The sequence below is a fragment of the Halomonas sp. TG39a genome, assembly GCF_000744395.1.
Taxonomy (GTDB): domain Bacteria; phylum Pseudomonadota; class Gammaproteobacteria; order Pseudomonadales; family Halomonadaceae; genus Vreelandella; species Vreelandella ventosae_B.
In genome coordinates this window covers 1,882,641-1,899,203 of record NZ_JQLV01000001.1, presented here as the reverse complement: position 1 = coordinate 1,899,203, position 16,563 = coordinate 1,882,641, and the positions used below count along the sequence as shown (strand labels likewise).

General features: G+C 54.4%; 15 protein-coding genes and 4 tRNA genes. 8 read left to right on the top strand and 11 right to left on the bottom strand.

The window, feature by feature from the left end; genetic code table 11:
- Positions 1-10: 10 nt before the first annotated feature.
- The 3 genes from prfC to U738_RS08370 form a co-directional block, all read right to left on the bottom strand.
- Positions 11-1,600, bottom strand: a complete 1,590-nt coding sequence (gene prfC, locus U738_RS08380) for a peptide chain release factor 3 (RefSeq protein WP_035579207.1) — start codon at positions 1,598-1,600, stop codon at positions 11-13.
- Positions 1,601-1,826: 226 nt separating this feature from the next.
- Positions 1,827-2,036: a putative motility protein gene (locus U738_RS08375; RefSeq protein ID WP_035579205.1), complete on the bottom strand. Its 210-nt coding sequence runs from the start codon at positions 2,034-2,036 to the stop codon at positions 1,827-1,829.
- A gap of 150 nt (positions 2,037-2,186) precedes the next feature.
- The gene (locus U738_RS08370) at positions 2,187-3,428 is read right to left on the bottom strand and encodes an NAD(P)/FAD-dependent oxidoreductase (RefSeq protein WP_035579203.1); all 1,242 of its coding nucleotides are present in this window, start codon (positions 3,426-3,428) and stop codon (positions 2,187-2,189) included.
- 312 nt (positions 3,429-3,740) lie between these two features.
- Here U738_RS08370 and amt point away from each other — a divergent pair, with 312 nt between their 5' ends.
- Positions 3,741-7,121 (top strand): ammonium transporter, encoded by a 3,381-nt coding sequence (gene amt / locus U738_RS08365; protein ID WP_035579199.1) that lies wholly within the window; start codon positions 3,741-3,743, stop codon positions 7,119-7,121.
- A 118-nt stretch (positions 7,122-7,239) separates the two neighbouring features.
- Here the strand turns inward: amt and U738_RS08360 are convergent.
- From U738_RS08360 to U738_RS08345, 4 genes are all read right to left on the bottom strand, one after another.
- Positions 7,240-7,314 (bottom strand) — tRNA-His (locus U738_RS08360).
- 34 nt (positions 7,315-7,348) lie between these two features.
- Positions 7,349-7,423 (bottom strand) — tRNA-His (locus U738_RS08355).
- Between the two features lie 65 nt (positions 7,424-7,488).
- Positions 7,489-7,565 (bottom strand) — tRNA-Arg (locus U738_RS08350).
- A gap of 94 nt (positions 7,566-7,659) precedes the next feature.
- Positions 7,660-7,736 (bottom strand) — tRNA-Pro (locus U738_RS08345).
- A gap of 267 nt (positions 7,737-8,003) precedes the next feature.
- On the opposite strand from U738_RS08345, the gene folD reads away from it, so the two are divergent.
- Together folD and mtnN are read left to right on the top strand one after the other, a co-directional pair.
- Positions 8,004-8,870: a bifunctional methylenetetrahydrofolate dehydrogenase/methenyltetrahydrofolate cyclohydrolase FolD gene (folD, locus tag U738_RS08340; RefSeq protein WP_035579197.1), complete on the top strand. Its 867-nt coding sequence runs from the start codon at positions 8,004-8,006 to the stop codon at positions 8,868-8,870.
- Between the two features lie 44 nt (positions 8,871-8,914).
- The gene (gene mtnN / locus U738_RS08335; RefSeq protein WP_035579194.1) at positions 8,915-9,622 is read left to right on the top strand and encodes a 5'-methylthioadenosine/S-adenosylhomocysteine nucleosidase; all 708 of its coding nucleotides are present in this window, start codon (positions 8,915-8,917) and stop codon (positions 9,620-9,622) included.
- Between the two features lie 57 nt (positions 9,623-9,679).
- Here the strand turns inward: mtnN and pyrC are convergent, their stop codons facing one another.
- The gene (gene pyrC, locus U738_RS08330; RefSeq protein ID WP_035579190.1) at positions 9,680-10,717 is read right to left on the bottom strand and encodes a dihydroorotase; all 1,038 of its coding nucleotides are present in this window, start codon (positions 10,715-10,717) and stop codon (positions 9,680-9,682) included.
- A 181-nt stretch (positions 10,718-10,898) separates the two neighbouring features.
- On the opposite strand from pyrC, the gene U738_RS08325 reads away from it, so the two are divergent.
- Genes U738_RS08325 through U738_RS08315 form a run of 3 tightly spaced genes read left to right on the top strand, consistent with a single transcriptional unit; the run spans position 10,899 to position 13,176 of the window.
- Complete coding sequence (locus U738_RS08325; protein ID WP_035579188.1) at positions 10,899-11,321, top strand: hypothetical protein; 423 nt, start codon at positions 10,899-10,901, stop codon at positions 11,319-11,321.
- Between the two features lies 1 nt (position 11,322).
- On the top strand, positions 11,323-12,594 hold the full coding sequence (locus U738_RS08320) for an ATP-binding protein (protein ID WP_035579187.1): 1,272 nt from the start codon (positions 11,323-11,325) through the stop codon (positions 12,592-12,594).
- A gap of 42 nt (positions 12,595-12,636) precedes the next feature.
- On the top strand, positions 12,637-13,176 hold the full coding sequence (locus U738_RS08315; protein WP_035579185.1) for a response regulator transcription factor: 540 nt from the start codon (positions 12,637-12,639) through the stop codon (positions 13,174-13,176).
- Positions 13,177-13,236: 60 nt separating this feature from the next.
- On the opposite strand, the gene U738_RS08310 is transcribed toward U738_RS08315, so the two are convergent.
- Together U738_RS08310 and hybE are read right to left on the bottom strand one after the other, a co-directional pair.
- Complete coding sequence (locus U738_RS08310) at positions 13,237-14,010, bottom strand: 3-hydroxybutyrate dehydrogenase (RefSeq protein WP_035579183.1); 774 nt, start codon at positions 14,008-14,010, stop codon at positions 13,237-13,239.
- A 72-nt stretch (positions 14,011-14,082) separates the two neighbouring features.
- Positions 14,083-14,508 (bottom strand): [NiFe]-hydrogenase assembly chaperone HybE, encoded by a 426-nt coding sequence (hybE, locus tag U738_RS08305; RefSeq protein ID WP_035579181.1) that lies wholly within the window; start codon positions 14,506-14,508, stop codon positions 14,083-14,085.
- Between the two features lie 182 nt (positions 14,509-14,690).
- Here hybE and U738_RS08300 point away from each other — a divergent pair, with 182 nt between their 5' ends.
- Both U738_RS08300 and U738_RS08295 read left to right on the top strand, forming a co-directional pair.
- The gene (locus tag U738_RS08300) at positions 14,691-14,954 is read left to right on the top strand and encodes a GrxA family glutaredoxin (RefSeq protein ID WP_035579179.1); all 264 of its coding nucleotides are present in this window, start codon (positions 14,691-14,693) and stop codon (positions 14,952-14,954) included.
- Positions 14,955-15,058: 104 nt separating this feature from the next.
- On the top strand, positions 15,059-15,826 hold the full coding sequence (locus U738_RS08295; protein WP_035579178.1) for a DUF1338 family protein: 768 nt from the start codon (positions 15,059-15,061) through the stop codon (positions 15,824-15,826).
- A 71-nt stretch (positions 15,827-15,897) separates the two neighbouring features.
- On the opposite strand, the gene U738_RS08290 is transcribed toward U738_RS08295, so the two are convergent.
- Entirely contained in the window at positions 15,898-16,563 is a 666-nt protein-coding gene (locus U738_RS08290; protein ID WP_035579176.1) for a CoA transferase subunit B, read from the bottom strand.

The window sequence follows — 16,563 nt, the reverse complement described above, 5'->3', positions numbered from 1 at the left end:
CCTATAAACGTTAGTGCTCGCGGGTTGGCTGGAAGCGAATGTCCGGCCAGCGCTCCTGGGTCATCTGTAAGTTAACCCGGGTAGGCGCGATATAGGTGAGGTAACCACCGCCATCAATTGCCAGGTTAGTACTGGCTTTACGCTTAAACTCTTCGAGTTTTTTAGCATCTTCACAGTAGACCCAGCGGGCGGTCTGAACGTTGACCCCTTCGTACAAGCAGTCGACCTTGTACTCCTCTTTCAAGCGGTGGGCGACCACATCGAACTGCAGGGTACCCACTGCGCCGAGAATCAGGTCGTTGTTGTCCATGGGCATAAAGACCTGGGTAGCGCCCTCTTCGGAAAGCTGCTGCAAGCCCTTTTGTAGCGCCTTCATTTTCAGCGGGTCTTTCAGCCGCACGCGCTTAAAGAGTTCAGGCGCAAAGTGGGGGATGCCGGTAAAGCGCATATCCTCACCCACGGTAAAAGTATCGCCGATCTGGATCGTACCGTGATTGTGCAGGCCGATAATATCGCCGGGCCAGGCCTCTTCTACCTGGGAACGGTCGGAGGCCATAAAGGTCAACGCATCGGCAATCTTAACGTCCTTGCCGATACGTACATGGCGCATCTTCATGTTCTTTTCGTACTTGCCTGAACAGACCCGCAAAAAAGCGATGCGGTCGCGGTGATTGGGATCCATGTTGGCCTGGATTTTAAACACGAAACCGGTGAAGCGCTCATCGTCAGACGTAACTACCCGCGTATCGGTTTCGTGGGCCTGGGGTGGCGGCGCGTACTCGACAAAACCGTCGAGCATTTCACGCACGCCAAAGTTGCCCATGGCGGTTCCGAAATAGACCGGTGAAAGCTCACCACGACGATAGGCGTCTAGATCAAACTCATGGGAGGCACCGCGCACCAGCTCGACTTCCATACGCAGCTCTTCGGCCTGATCTTCTCCCAGCACGGCATCCACTTCAGGGCTATCCAAGCCCTCAATGCGCCTATCATCAGGGATTCGGCTGCCCTGGCCCTGGGTATAAAGATGAATCACGTCGTTATAGAGGTGATAAACGCCCTTGAAGTGACGCCCCATGCCAATCGGCCAGGTCATCGGCGCACATTGAATGTTTAGGACGGTCTCGACTTCATCCATCACCTCAATGGGGTCGCGGATATCGCGGTCCATTTTGTTGATAAAGGTGAGGATCGGCGTGGTACGCAGACGACACACTTCCATCAACTTAATGGTCCGATCCTCAACGCCTTTGGCGCCGTCGATGACCATCAAGGCTGAGTCAACTGCCGTAAGCGTACGGTAGGTATCTTCAGAGAAGTCTTCGTGACCGGGCGTGTCCAGCAGGTTAACGATGCGCCCCCCGTAGGGGAACTGCATCACCGAGGTCGTTACCGAGATCCCCCGCTCCTGCTCCATCTTCATCCAGTCCGAGGTAGCGTGGCGATCGTTACGCTTGCTCTTTACCGAACCGGCTAACTGAATGGCATTACCAAACAGCAGCATCTTTTCGGTGATCGTGGTTTTACCAGCATCAGGGTGCGAAATAATAGCGAATGTCCTGCGAAGCTCGGCTTCACGGGCTAATTGAGTCTCTTTCATTGTGCCTCTTCAAATATAGGTACTCAGCGCAGCACTCAATTAGTAGTTCTCGACCAACTAGCCGCCGCGCGTTGAGCAATGTCCATTGCGGCAATTGTAACGCCTGGGAGCGGCTTTTGTCGCGGGTGGCGTCAAACGCGGACCCTGAAAGAAAGACCAAAAAAAACGCTGACCAGGTCAGCGTTTTTTATTTAAGGCACCCATAGCTTATTCAGCATAGGATTTATTAAGCGTAGGTATTTACCTGCGTGCCTACATTGCCCTCTTTCGCCAAGTCTGGCTGAGCGCCAGTGTCAGCGGAGGCCATTATTTCCGTTACTTGATCAGCTTGCGTATCCAAAGCTTCTTTGAACACCTGCATTTGAGCCTGTTCAGCGGTTTGCGCCTGGTTCATATACAGCGATGCGCTTACTGAACTACTGATACCAACATCCATATTTCCACCTCATGGCGTGCGAATGTACCTACAAATTAGCAAAGCATTAGGTCACACGCAAAAAAATCATCATTACTACGTGTGCTTACACCTGACGCTCTCTAATACTATCGGCTTAATCATCCTGATCATTAATGAATATAGCGCTAGTTAGAACCTATCAGCGCGAAAGGGCGCCATATCAATGGCGGTAGGTTGCCCTTCCATCATATCCGCCAGCAGATGGCCTGTAGCAGGCCCTAAGGTAAATCCTTGGTGGCCATGGCCAAAGGCCAGCCATAGCCCTGGGTGCCGCGGCGCAGGCCCAATTACCGGCTTCATATCGGGCAAACAGGGCCGTGCGCCCTTCCAAGCGGCGTCATCGCAGCGCTCGCCTAGCGGGAATACGCTGCGCGCGACTTTCTCAGCTGCTGCTAATTGATTAACATCCGCAGGCGCATCCAAGCGGTCCAATTCGGCACCTGTGGTCAAACGAACGCCAGCGTTCATCGGCGCCAGCAGATAGCCGACCTCGGCATCCATAACCCAAAAATTGAGCTTTGCCGACGCCTGAGGTACGTAGTGCATGTGATAGCCACGCTTAACAAAGGTAGGAAAGTGATAGCCAAGCTCTTTTAGCCAGCTTCCCGCCCATGGACCTAGCGCCACCACGACCTCATCTACTTCTAATGTTTCGGAGGCGGTATTAACCTGCCAGCGCTCCCCCACCTGCTTAACTGACTTAATATCCGCCTGCAAAATGCGTCCGTCGTCGTTGCTAAACGCCTCCGCGTAAGCCGCAACCAGCGCACCGGGATCAGCAACGGTCCAGGGATCCAGCCAGTGAATCGCACCGATAATGGTATCGCTCAGGGAAGGCTCTTTATCCACAAGAGCCGCCCTATCCAACTGCGCGAACTCCACGCCATAAAGACGCCGCGCTTCTTCAGCCTCTTTTATCCGCGCCGCCAGCTTTTCAGGAGTGCGATAAAGCTCAAGCCACCCCTGCCTGCGCACCAGGTGCTCGGCGCCTGCGGCATCAATCATCGGGCCGTGGGTTTTTAGCGAAAGCTGAATAAGTGAGGCGTATTCCGGGACAATTTTCTGGTAAGCCTTCGGCGCCGAGTTCATCCAGTAGCGCAATAACGGGGAGGCAGCGTTAACCATCCCCGCCGTGCGATAACGAATATCTACCCGGCGATTAGGTAAGACGCTAAGTAGCGTTTTGACGTCGCGGGGAAAAGGGTACGGCCTAACCGCTTCACGCTGAATGATACCCGCATTGCCAAACGAGGTTTCACGGCCAGGCTGAAGGCGGTCCACCAGGGTGACCTCATGCCCCCGCTGGCGCAGATGCCAGGCAATGCTGACACCCACCATGCCTGCTCCCAAAACTACCGTTTGACGCGCCATTTTGATGCACTCCCTTTCACGGATTTAGAACCACATTTGAAGATCGATAACCATTTGAAAAATATCACCAATTCATCCGCATTTATATAGTCGTAAACGCTATTTTTACATCAATAAACAGCAATTAACACTGCTATAAGCGTCAAAAACGATGACTTCACTATTAGCGGCATAACAATTGCTTAGTTTCTATTAGGAAACCTAAATGGCATTCAGCTAGCGCCGCCGTAACGGTTTCTTCTCCTACCGCGCAAATCCAATAAAGCACCAAAAAGAAGCGCATGTGCACCAAAAGTTGCTAAGGAAAACATCATGCCTGCCACGCTAGATTTGCATAGCTCGCTGCTCGACACACTCTGGGTGCTATGGGCCGCTGCTCTGGTATTTGTGATGCAAGCTGGCTTTCTCTGCCTAGAGGCGGGTACTACGCGCACCAAGAACGCTATCAACGTCGCTATGAAAAACGTAGCGGACTTTGCCATTGCCGTCAGTGTTTTTTGGTTAGTCGGCTTTGGCATCATGTTTGGCGACGCCCACCACGGCTTAATCGGTACGACGCTGTTTGGTTGGCAGCTAGAAGCTTCCAGTAGCTGGGTGATTACCGTTTTTATTTTCCAGGCAATGTTTTGTGCTACCGCCGCGACCATTGTGTCGGGCTCGGTGGCAGAACGCATGCCCTTTTTAGCCTACACATGGACGGCTCTCTGGATCGCCCTACTGATCTACCCGGTATTTGGCCATTGGGCATGGGGCGGGCTTTTGGGCGGCGCAAAGGGCTGGCTAGGGTCGCTTGGGTTTGTCGATTTTGCGGGCTCGACGGTGGTGCATAGCGTGGGCGGCTGGGTAGCGCTGGCAGCCGTACTCTGTATTGGCCCACGCACTGGGCGCTTCACCCATGGCAAACCACCTACCGCCTTTCCCTCTGGCAACCTCCCCCTCGCCATGCTCGGCGCGCTGTTTATGATTTTAGGCTGGTTTGGTTTTAACGGCGGCAGCACCCTGGCGGTTACCGCGCAAATACCCGGCATAATAGCCAATACTGTTTTGGGCGCCGTTGGCGGCATTCTTTCGGGCATGTTAATGGGCCTAAGAACGCGGCGCTACGCGGACGTGATGTATGCGATTAATGGCGCCATTGCGGGCTTGGTTGCCGTCACCGCCAGCGCTCACGTGATCTCTTTATCGGCGGCATTTGGGCTGGGTGCAGTTAGCGGCGTCCTGATGGTGCTGACCAGTGAATGGCTGCTAAGCAAGCATATTGATGATGCCGTCAGCGCCATACCCTCACACCTCGTAGCGGGCATATGGGGGACGCTAGCCCTGCCTTGGGTGGCTGACTTAACGCTGCTGGATAGCGGCCTGTCTCGAGCAGCTCAGTTTGGCGCCCAGCTGCTGGGCGTTGTGGTATGCGGTGTCTGGAGCTTTGGCAGCGCCTGGCTGCTGTTTCGTATTACCCGGCGCTTCTTACCCATTCGCGTCTCACCTGAAGCAGAAAAGATGGGCCTTAACCTCGCCGAACATGGCGCTAAGAATGAGTTGAACCAACTGCTTGAGCATATGCGTCAGCATGAACAGCAGGGCGATATGCGCCAGCGAATTGACGCCGACCCGTTCACCGAAGTGGGCGAAATAGCGGCGAGCTATAATCGCGTCACCGCCGCCCTTGAACGCGCCGTTGGGCATACCCGCGTCATGCTGCGCAATCTGCGCGACGGTGTGATTACCTGGCAGGCAGACGGCACCCTGACAAGCCTCAACCCCGGCGCTGAGCAACTCTTTGAGGTAGAGGCCTTACAACTTATTGGCCAACCTGTTACGCAGCTATTGCCGGGGCGCTCCCTTATTCCTGGGGAGCGCCATGAAATCAAACGACGCTCTACAGATATGCAGGTGCGCTATCTGGAAATACAGGTGAGCGAGGGTGCCAGCGGCTCCGCATCAGAACGCTCGGGCATGGTGCGCGATATCACCGAGCGTAAACAGTTACAAGAGCAGCTAAACCGCGAGCGGGATCTAGCCCGCACCACGCTGGCCTCTATCGGGGATGGCGTGATTACCTGCGACGCCAGTGGCAACGTGACGTTTATCAATACCGAGGCTACGCGTTTAACTGGATGGACACCCGAAGAGGCCATGGATAAGCCCATCTATCTGGTGTACCAATTACGCGAAGAAGCCAGCGGTGAGCCGCTAAGCAATCCAGCCAGGCAAGTGCTCACCCAACTAACCTCGGTACACTCCACCGAACACTGCCTGCTGGTTAATCGTGAGCACGCGCGCACTCCCATCCAACACAGCGCCTCACCGATACGTTCACGCAGCGGCATTACCCTCGGCGCAGTGGTCGTTTTTCAGGATGTCAGCCTCACTCGCCAACTGACCGAACAGCTCAGCTATCAGGTCAGCCACGATAACCTAACCGACCTGCTCAATCGCCGCGCCTTCGAATCAGCGCTCACCGCGCTACTCAACCGCGACGATGGTCAACATGTGCTGTGCTACCTGGATCTTGATCAATTCAAAATCGTCAATGACAGCTGCGGCCATCTCGCGGGAGACGAACTGCTGCGCCAGGTCGCGTTAAAATTAAAAGGCCACGTGCGCAGCAGCGATATCGCCGCACGCCTGGGTGGCGATGAATTTGCTTTGTTGCTACCTGATTGCACTTTAGAGCGCGCTTTGACAATTGCAGAAGCGCTGCGCTGCGATATCGAACAGTACCGTTTTGCCTGGCAGGGACACACCTTTGGTATCGGTGTGAGCATTGGCTTGGTTGAATTAAACCCTGCTCAGCCCATGCAGTTGAGCCAGGCACTCCACGCTTCTGATGCAGCGTGCTACGTCGCAAAAGAGACCGGCCGTAATCGCATCCACTGCTATCAGCCTGACGATCATTCGTTACTGGAAAAGCACGGCGAACTTCAGTGGGCACAACGCCTGCAAAATGGCTTGGATAACGACGCTTTCCGCCTTTTCGCCCAACCCATTACAGCCGTTTGTGCCGACAGCCCTGGCTACCGCGAAATTCTGCTCCGCCTCGAAGAGCAGGGAGAGGTCATCGCGCCGGGTAGCTTTCTCCCCGCCGCTGAGCGATATCACTTTATGGTGCGTATTGACCGCTGGGTTATCCGTAACACCCTGGCCTGGCTAGGGGATCAAAACCGCCACGCAGCACTGCCGTCACATAGCCTGTGGGGTATCAATCTTTCGGGCGATTCGCTTTCTGATGCTGATTTTTGCCAGGACCTTATTAGCCAAGTTGCCAAGGCAGAGCTACCCCACGGCACGCTGTGTTTTGAAATTACCGAAAGCACCGCTATTGCCCAACTCTCCAATGTCAGTGAATTAATTGTCACCCTGAAAGAGTATGGCTGCCGCTTTGCACTGGATGACTTTGGCACCGGCGTCTCCTCTTTTAGCTACCTAAAGCAGTTGCCCGTCGATTATCTAAAAATTGACGGTAGCTTTATCCGCAATGTGCATCAGGACCCCATTGACCGGGCAATGGTTGAGGCGATTCATGCCGTTGGCAAGGCGTTGGCGATTCAGACAATTGCTGAATTTGTGGAGACCCAAGCAACGCTGGACACGCTGCACCAAATGGGCATCGACTACGCACAGGGGAATTTACTCGGCAGACCTGAACCACTCACCCATATGGCGAACCACCGCATTAAGGTGATGCCACGCTAGCGGCAGGGAAATCTAAATGCCAGAAACGCAAAAAAACCCAAGATGGGCATCGTCTCTAAGAGAAGGAAGGCAGTCACTAAAATAGGCTAGGATAAATACTGGAGGATATACCGGCTAATGGGGTGGATGATGGGACTTGAACCCACGACCACCGGAGTCACAATCCGGGGCTCTACCACTGAGCTACACCCACCACAACCTAAAACTGGAAACGCAAATATTGTCACTGGGGTGGATGATGGGATTTGAACCCACGACCACCGGAGTCACAATCCGGGGCTCTACCCCTGAGCTACACCCACCATAGACAAACTTGCGAAACATGCTTGAAGAGATGATTCTGACAGGTTGTTACCACTGAATTAGGTGGCACGCCCAGCAGGAATCGAACCCGCAACCTACGGCTTAGAAGGCCGTTGCTCTATCCGGTTGAGCTATGGGCGCACATAAAGAATTCGGAAGAAACGAATACTGATGAGCACTAGACCACAACCAAAGCTTGGAAAAGCAAACTGCTACCTTTCGCGCTAGTTAAGTGTGGTCGGGATGGAGGGATTCGAACCCCCGACATCCTGCTCCCAAAGCAGGCGCGCTACCAGACTGCGCTACATCCCGATTTCTCACTCTAGACGCTACCGCATGGCCCGTCTCAAGCGAGGCATATATTACTATTTTTAATTTTAAAGTCAACCATTAAAGTGATTGTTAGTGAAGGCGCTTTGCCTGGATGCCCCAGCGTGCGAAAATTAGCATCTCTACGCGCTGCTGTATGAGCGCTTGGTACCAGTTTTTGTCTGAAGTGTTAGCGAACGCCGCTAGCTTTCAGACATGGCTCTTAAGACCTAGCCTTAGCTCTTTTAACATCCACAGGGATTCCATTACATGACCGCCCAACTAATCGATGGCAAAGCCATCGCTGCTACTGTCCGCCAACAGGTTGCCGAAAAGATCGCTGCACGCCGTCAAGCCGGCGGGCGGGCACCGGGACTAGCCGTGGTTGTGGTCGGGGACGATCCCGCCTCTCAAGTGTATGTCAGTAACAAGCACCGCGCCTGCGAACAGGCAGGTATTCTTTCCTTTCAGCATGCCCTGCCCGCCACGACCTCACAGCATGAGCTGGAAGCCCTGGTTGACCAGCTCAACAGCGATCCTGCCGTGGATGGCATCTTGGTTCAATTGCCGCTGCCCAAGCACCTGGATGCAGAGCCTATTTTAGAGCGTATTCTTCCTGGCAAAGACGTCGATGGCTTTCACCCTTACAACATTGGCCGTCTAGCGCAGCGTATGCCCGCCCTACGCCCTTGCACGCCGAAAGGCATCATGACCCTGCTGGCACAGAGCGATATTGCGCTACGTGGCTTAGACGCTACCGTCGTAGGCGCCTCTAACATCGTAGGCCGCCCCATGGCGCTGGAACTGATGCTGGCAGGCTGTACCACTACCGTCTGTCACCGCTTTACCCAAAATCTTGAAGCCCACGTAGGCCGCGCCGATATTTTGATTGTGGCTGTCGGTAAGCCCGGCATCGTCAAAAGTGAGTGGATTAAGCCGGGCGCTATCGTGATCGACGTGGGTATCAATCGCCAAGAAGATGGCACGCTAAAAGGCGACCTCGACTTTGCTGCTGCTGCCGAACGCGCCAGCTTTATCACCCCGGTACCGGGTGGTGTGGGGCCGATGACGGTGGCAACGCTGCTGGAAAATACCCTGGAAGCCGCTGAGCAGCACGATTTAGCCCAACAGGCATAGCCAATTCCGGCATTATCAAATCATTTATCTAGGAGCATGGCGCAGTGAAGCGTATTGGTATTATTGGCGCAATGGCGCAGGAAGTGAGCACCCTGGTGGGTCAGTTGGACGCCCCCCAACGCTATGAGCACGCCGGTTTTGTCTTTCATACCGGCATGCGTTACGGCCTCGAAGTCATTGTGCTGCAGTCAGGGATTGGCAAAGTCAATGCCGCGGTGGGCACGGCTATTCTATTAGAGCGCCACCAGCCCGACGCTATTATCAACACCGGTTCAGCCGGAGGCTTTGCCACCGATTTAAACATTGGCGATGTAATTATTTCAGATGAAGTGCGTCACCATGACGTTGACGCCGTGGTGTTTGGGTATGAAATAGGCCAAGTGCCAGGGATGCCCGCCGCCTATTTAGCCGACACAGCGCTGCGAGAAGTCGCGCGTAACGCCATCGCCTCGTTAGGCGAAGTCCAAGTGCGCGAAGGCTTGATTGCCACTGGCGACGCCTTTATGTCCGACCCTGCCCGGGTAGACGCGACCCGCGCCCTGTTCCCCAGCATGCTGGCGGTAGAGATGGAGGGCGCCGCCATTGCCCAAACGTGCCACCTCTACCAGTGCCCTTTCGTGGTTATCCGCGCGCTCTCTGACATTCCCGGCAGTGGCGACAACCACCTCTCCTTCGATGAGTTTCTGGAGGTGGCTGCTGACCACTCGTCACGCATGGTGGATCAAATGCTAAAGCAGCTCGGTAACGTCTAACAGGGCGCTAAACGCTTGATGCCGTCGACGGTTAAAGCGTCGACGGCAGCCATCTCCCTAAGACTTAATCGCCCAGCCCAGCGACTCCCCCGCCAGTAGGGGAATAATTGTTTCCCCCTGGGCGTAAGCGTAGCTTTCCGGCAACGTCCACGCGCGGCGCTCCAGCGTAATGGTGTCGGGATTAGGCGATAGCCCATAAAAGCGCGGCCCATTAAGACTGGCAAAGGCTTCCAGCTTATCCAAAGCATCCATTTCATCGAAAGCGGCGGTGTAAAGCTCAATGGCCGCGGGAGCGGTATAGGCACCGGCACAACCGCAGCTTGACTCTTTAGCACCCTGGGAGTGGGGCGCGCTATCGGTGCCCAAAAAGAATTTGTGGCTGCCGCTGGTGGCTGCTTTTAGCAGCGCCTGGCGATGCTGCTCACGCTTTAGAATCGGCAGACAGTAGTAGTGAGGACGAATACCCCCTACCAGCATCTTGTTACGGTTAAACAGCAAGTGATGGGCGGTAATGGTGGCGGCCACGTTATCCGGTGCCTGGGCAACAAACTCAGCGGCCTGCTGGGTGGTAATATGCTCACACACTACTTTCAGCGTCGGGTGACGCTCCAACAACGGTTTCATCACGGTTTCAATAAACACCGCTTCGCGATCAAAAATATCGATCTCGGCATGGGTGACCTCACCGTGCACCAAGAGAGGCATACCGACCTTAGCCATCATCTTGATAGTGGCGTCACAATGCGCCAAATCGGTTACCCCAGAGTCAGAATTAGTGGTTGCCCCAGCAGGATAAAGCTTCACCGCTTTAACAATGCCACTTTGCGCCGCACGCTCAATCTCTTCGGGTGGTGTTGTATCGGTCAGATAGAGCACCATTAAGGGTTCGAAGGCACTGCCCGCGGGCAAGGCTGCGAGAATCCGCTGTCGGTATTCAAGCGCCTGGGCCGTCGTGGTAATCGGCGGAGTGAGATTGGGCATAATGATCGCCCGCCCCATCTGCGCAGCGGTATGGCCGACGACTGCTTTTAGCGCCTCACCATCGCGCAAGTGAAGGTGCCAATCGTCGGGGCGGGTCAGTGTCACAGTGTCCACGGCAAGTCCTGTAGTGGTGTTAAATCGGGTAAAATGCAGTGCGCACAGTATACGCAATTGTGCGAGGGGATAAATCCGCTACTCATGCGTCCACACCTATGCCCAAGTGTCGTATCATTACGGCGCTGTTCTAAGACCCAGGTCACACCACTAGTTTTTGACGCTAAGGATTCGGTTGTTTATGCAGAACGTGCGGCGCTATGCGGACATTATTGCCAGCCTGGAAGGATTGATGTGGCTAAGCCTCGCTTGGTCGATTTCGCTCTCCGTTCATATCGGCAGTACCGAACCCACTCTCGCCAGTTTACTGGTGATTGGTGCTTTGGTGGTTTTCTGCTGGGCTCATCGGCCCTTGCGTTATTTGCTGCGCCGCTACCATATCCGCAAACGTCGCACCGATATGTGGATCCACACCCTGGCTTTGCCGCTGCTGCTGGCGATGTTCTTCCACATAATGATTGACGCTTTACTGGGTGGTGCTTGGTTACCACCTAAAATGTTGCTGTTCAATATTTTGGCGTCTGCAGGCTGGACAACCTACGTCATGACCCTCTTAATTAAATTTGTCATTCATGGCTTTAAAGCCAAGAAGAAGCAAGCCTAACATGCCGACCGCCCTCCCCCTTCCGCTGTCTACGCCTAACCGCAACTTGGTGCGGCTAACGATTGTGCGCGGCATCACCTGGACTGGTTTTTTACTGGCCATTGTGGTCGGCGTTGAACTACTTGCTTTCGACTTGCCAGTGACGGCCGTGGTGAGTGTGGTCATTTCCATGGGCGTACTCAATATCGCCACCTGGTGGCGCCTGGGCCGCCCCCGCGCGGTGACGCATCTTGAGTACTTGTTACACTTACTAGCCGACATTACCGGCTTGACGCTGCTGTTCTACTTCTCGGGTGGCTCTACCAACCCCTTTATTACCTACTATCTGGTGCCGGTTACCATCGCTGCCGCCACACTGCCCTGGCGCCATGCCTGGATCATTGCCGCCTGCTCCATGGCGGGTTACACCTTTTTAATGTTTTCCTATCACCCCATCCCTCAGCTGGGCCATATCAACAGTGACAGCCCCCTAAGCCTGCATATATTAGGCATGTGGCTTAACTTTGGTCTCTCTGCGGGCCTGGTGACGTTCTTTATTTATAAAATGGCGCACGCGCTGCGTAGCCGTGATCAAGCGCTCTCCCGCACGAGGGAAGCCGCCCTACGTAATGAGCAAGTGCTAGCGGTGGCTACACAAGCCGCAGGCACCGCCCATGAACTGGGCACCCCATTGTCTACTATGGCTGTCCTTCTCAAAGAAATGCAGGCTGACGCCCCCGCCGATTCGGTGCTTGATCAGGACATTAACTTATTGCGCCAGCAGGTAGACGTATGCAAATCACGCCTGCAAAATTTGGTTTCTAACGCTGATCGGCGACGCATGGCCGAACCCGAGGTACTCGACGCGGAAGTGTGGCTAGCAGGCGTTGCGCAGCGCTGGCTGGTGCTTCGCCCGGATGTGAGCCATCAATTCGATGTGGCGGAGAAGCGCGGCAGGCCCTGGCTTGCTGTCGACGCCACCCTCGACCAAGCGTTGACCAATTTGCTCAACAACGCCGCTGACGCCAACCCAGAGCACATTGCTATTCGCTTAGACTGGCAGGGGGAGAGCGTGGTGATCGATATTAGAGATCACGGCCCAGGCGTTGCCATGTCAATTGCCGATCAGTTGGGTGAGACGTTTATTTCGACTAAAAGCAAGGGCATGGGTATCGGCTTGTTTTTAACCCATGCCACCATCAATCGCTTTGGTGGCGGTGTTAGCCTGTATAATCACCCGGAAGGGGGTACGCTAACAGAAGTTACGCTGCCTCGCTGCGCGGCACCCAATTAGACGCGCCCGCCCCAAGCACCGCCAGTAAGGATTGAGGACAACATGCAAACGCGAGAGCAACGCCTGCTGATCATTGATGACGATGAAATGTTTTGCCATGTGCTGAATCGTGCCCTAACGCGCCGTGGTTACGACGTCATCGTTGCCCACGATGCAGAGCAGGCTCTGACCCTGGCAGCGCAGTATTCACCTGCCATGGCGACCCTTGATTTAAAGCTGGAAAACAGCTCAGGCTTAAAGCTGCTTCCCGAGCTGCTTGCCACCGTACCCCAGTGTCGCATTGTGGTGCTAACGGGCTACTCAAGCATTGCCACAGCCGTTGAGGCAATGAAACTTGGCGCGGTTAATTACTTGTGTAAACCGGTGGATGCCGATGATGTTTTAATCGCTTTTGAGCGCCAAACTGGCGACCCGGATATTGAGCTCGCTGACAACCCGCCCTCGATTAACCGCATCACCTGGGAGCATATTCAGAAAGTGCTGCAGGAGCATGATGGCAATATATCTGCCACCGCACGGGCGCTGGGCATGCACCGCCGCACCCTTCAGCGCAAATTACAAAAACGCCCCGTACGTCGTTAAAGCCTGAAAAAAGCCATCTCGCCAACCACACAAGGTCATTGGCGAGGCCAGGCTGATGACTTAATGTGCCGTCCAGCCTAAATCGATATTAAAGCTCGATCCGGTCACGGCGCCGGCAGCGTCAGATGCCAGGTAAGCGACTAACTGCGCCACTTCTTCAGGCTCGATCAAGCGCTTGATCGCCGCCTGTTTGAGCATGACCTTTTCGATCACTTCCTGCTCATCCATACCGTGCAATTTAGCTTGGTCGGCGATTTGGTTGTCCACCAGCGGGGTTTTAACATAGGCAGGACACACGGCATTAGCAGTAATGCCTTGCTCACCGCCCTCCAGCGCCGCCGTTTTGGTCAAACCGATCATACCGTGCTTGGCACTGATATACGCCGCTTTACCCGGCGAAGCCACTTGGGCATGTATCGAGGCCACGTTAACAACTCGCCCCCAGCCTTTTTCACGCATATGCGGCCATGCCGCCTGGGTCAGCAAGAAAGGCGCCGTCAGCATCAGATCGATGATTTGACGCCACTTCTCTTCAGGGAAGGTCTCGATTGAAGCAACATGCTGAATCCCAGCATTATTGACCAAGATATCTACGCCGCCAAAACGCTTAACCGCATCGGCCACCGCCGCACGGCAGGCATCAGGGTCGGTTAGGTCAGCTTCAAAAAAAGCCGCTCCGGCTTTTTCTGCGATCGCCTTACCCGCCGGATTAAAGTCGACGGCGAGCACTTGATGGCCCAGTTCGCAAAAGTGCTTAACCACGGCGGCACCGATGCCACTGCTGGTACCGGTGACTAGCGCAACTCGCGGCGTTGTAACGGCTTGGGAAGTCATAGGCCATTCCTTTTTCACTACGTAGATGGAAGGTACTGTCTGTAGAAACCCTGTCAGTATAGCTGCCTACACTTAGGCGTTGAGCTCTTTGGCAGGTTGCATTAAACGCGCCATCATTTGCTGTGCCAGCCTTGCAGCCTCCTGCATGCTCTCAAGTTCGCCCAAATCATGCAAAATGGCGCGCTTATAGAGCTTATAACCGCCTGGCAAACGCTCTAGGGATACTTTATAGGCACCTGACGGTAGCGAGAGCGTTAGCGTATCCGCCAAAGGCTCAGTAAGCAGCGATTGATCAGGTAACAAGACTAACCACAGCTCACAAGGCGTAATCAACGCCCCCACCCTATGCTCAGCGCCATGATGCTGAAAGCATAGCGCATCAACCCCTAAACGCGGGTTCCAGCCACTCCTTTGTTTAATGGCGGGTAAGTGGACATCGCGGTACGCCTTCGCCAGTGCAGTAAGGAAAGTGTATTCGTCAGTGGTAAGCATTTGCATAGACTTGTTCGTTTTTCCAGATGATAACGGGCATTAATGGTTCATGTAGCGAGCTGCTATTGGCGAAACGTGCTCTGCTCAGCCACAATGGGCGCAAATTTATCGCTTAGCCAACGGCTATTTTCCACTCAGTTACTGCCCACTTGGTAACTTAATCTGCTTATCGTAAAGGAGCGCCAGCTATGTTTGTGGTTATTTTTGGTCGAATGTCATGCCCCTTCTGTGTGCGTGCAAAACAACTTGCCGAGCACTTGGAAAAAGTCGGCAAAATTGAGGGTTATCGCTATGTCGATATGCCTTCAGAAGGCGTAACTAAGGAAGATATCGCCAAAACGGCAGGCAAACCCATTCACACAGTGCCGCAGGTGTTTGTCGATCAAGCCCATGTGGGCGGCTTTACTGAATTTGATCAGTTTGTGCGCGACCAGCAGTTGCTTGCCGTTTAACCGCTCGTTAATACCCGTTGAACCCTTGCTTATCTCGCTTGCCTATACTTAGCAGTTATTAAATGGCTCACGCTAGGTGTGCCACCTTGGGCAAGGAGTTCACCATGCAGCGTCAGGAGTTTGTTCAGCAGCTGTGGCTTGACTATGTACATACCCATCCCGATGTCGGCGCTCTTCGGCTGTGGCCACTAGCAACCGCAGCCGAATATCTAACCTTAGTCACGCTTAATTACGGCCCCTTTGCCGCCACCGCAGTCAGCGGCAACTTAGCCCATATGGGTTACCGCGCTATCGGCCACTACGCCATGGCTGACAAGGGTTTGCTGGTGCATTTACTCGCGCCGAGTGACGGCGGTAGCTGGCTGGTGCTGGCAGAACTGCAAATTGGCACATTATCCAAGGCGCCACGGGAAGCCATCGAAGGACTCGTACGGCAATCGCATCCCCAGGATTGCAAGGGCCATAACTTACTCTGCCGGGGTCGCCCTTGGCCAATGCCTAGCTGGGCGCTTTATCAACAGCTGCAGCAAGCGCACCCCTTGGCTGCCTGGATAGCCGTCATGGGTCCCCGCCTGCATCACGCCGGCTTTGATTGTGGCCAGCTTGGCGAACCCTTGGCAGTCTTGGATCAACGCCTCAACGAGGTAGGCATGCCCAGCCTACAGGGGCAGCAGAACGGCGTTTTTACAGTATCTTCACTGCTTGATCACCGCTTCTACCCCACTACGCCGCAAAAAATGGTGTTCGCCGATGGTGATGAACACCGTCTCTGCCTGGGCGGCCTGGCATTAGTCCAAAAACACGTTGAAGATAACCACGAGCGTATTGCCGATGTCTTGCTACCCCACCACACGCGCTGCGAGATGGCATAAGACGCTAGCGACAAAAACGCTAGCGTCTCACAGAGCTGCCTATTCAAGCGCTACGCCAATAGAGGAGGGGCTTATTCGGCATCAAACGTCATTTCAGGAACATTGTCAGGCACAATTAACTTGCCCGCCGTTTTCTCGACGATCTCCTCAACGCTTACGCCCGGGGCGCGCTCCTTGAGAATAAAGGCACCGTCTTTGATTTCAAGATAGGCGAGATCCGTCAAGACGCGGTTAATGCAGCCTGCGCCGGTTAGCGGCAGTTCGCATTTTTCCAACAGTTTGGACTCGCCATGCTTGGAGGCGTGCGTCATGGTACAAATAATGTTTTCAGCACCGGCAACCAAGTCCATGGCGCCGCCCATGCCTTTGATCAATTTACCGGGAATCATCCATGAGGCGATATTGCCCTGCTGATCCACCTCAAAAGCACCCAGCACAGTGAGATCGACATGACCGCCGCGAATCATGGCAAACGATTCTGCTGAAGAAAAAATCGCTGCTCCGGGACGGGCTGTGACGGTCTCTTTACCCGCATTAATCATATCTGAATCGAGTTCTTCTTCGCTGGGATAACGACCCATCCCCAGCAGCCCGTTTTCGGATTGCAGCATGACATCAATGCCATCCGGGATGTAGTTGGCAACCAGGGTAGGAATGCCAATGCCCAAGTTAACGTAAAAACCATCTTGAAGTTCGCGGGCGACACGCTGAGCCATCTGTTCTCGTGTTAAAGCCAT

Bases quoted from the DNA above. Each gene is read 5' to 3' on its own strand.
- prfC (WP_035579207.1), bottom strand. From the start codon at position 1,600: ATGAAAGAGACTCAATTAGCCCGTGAAGCCGAGCTTCGCAGGACATTC.
- U738_RS08375 (WP_035579205.1), bottom strand. From the start codon at position 2,036: ATGGATGTTGGTATCAGTAGTTCAGTAAGCGCATCGCTGTATATGAAC.
- U738_RS08370 (WP_035579203.1), bottom strand. From the start codon at position 3,428: ATGGCGCGTCAAACGGTAGTTTTGGGAGCAGGCATGGTGGGTGTCAGC.
- amt (WP_035579199.1), top strand. From the start codon at position 3,741: ATGCCTGCCACGCTAGATTTGCATAGCTCGCTGCTCGACACACTCTGG.
- folD (WP_035579197.1), top strand. From the start codon at position 8,004: ATGACCGCCCAACTAATCGATGGCAAAGCCATCGCTGCTACTGTCCGC.
- U738_RS08325 (WP_035579188.1), top strand. From the start codon at position 10,899: ATGCAGAACGTGCGGCGCTATGCGGACATTATTGCCAGCCTGGAAGGA.
- U738_RS08320 (WP_035579187.1), top strand. From the start codon at position 11,323: ATGCCGACCGCCCTCCCCCTTCCGCTGTCTACGCCTAACCGCAACTTG.
- U738_RS08315 (WP_035579185.1), top strand. From the start codon at position 12,637: ATGCAAACGCGAGAGCAACGCCTGCTGATCATTGATGACGATGAAATG.
- U738_RS08310 (WP_035579183.1), bottom strand. From the start codon at position 14,010: ATGACTTCCCAAGCCGTTACAACGCCGCGAGTTGCGCTAGTCACCGGT.
- hybE (WP_035579181.1), bottom strand. From the start codon at position 14,508: ATGCAAATGCTTACCACTGACGAATACACTTTCCTTACTGCACTGGCG.
- U738_RS08300 (WP_035579179.1), top strand. From the start codon at position 14,691: ATGTTTGTGGTTATTTTTGGTCGAATGTCATGCCCCTTCTGTGTGCGT.
- U738_RS08295 (WP_035579178.1), top strand. From the start codon at position 15,059: ATGCAGCGTCAGGAGTTTGTTCAGCAGCTGTGGCTTGACTATGTACAT.
- U738_RS08290 (WP_035579176.1), bottom strand. From the start codon at position 16,563: ATGGCTTTAACACGAGAACAGATGGCTCAGCGTGTCGCCCGCGAACTT.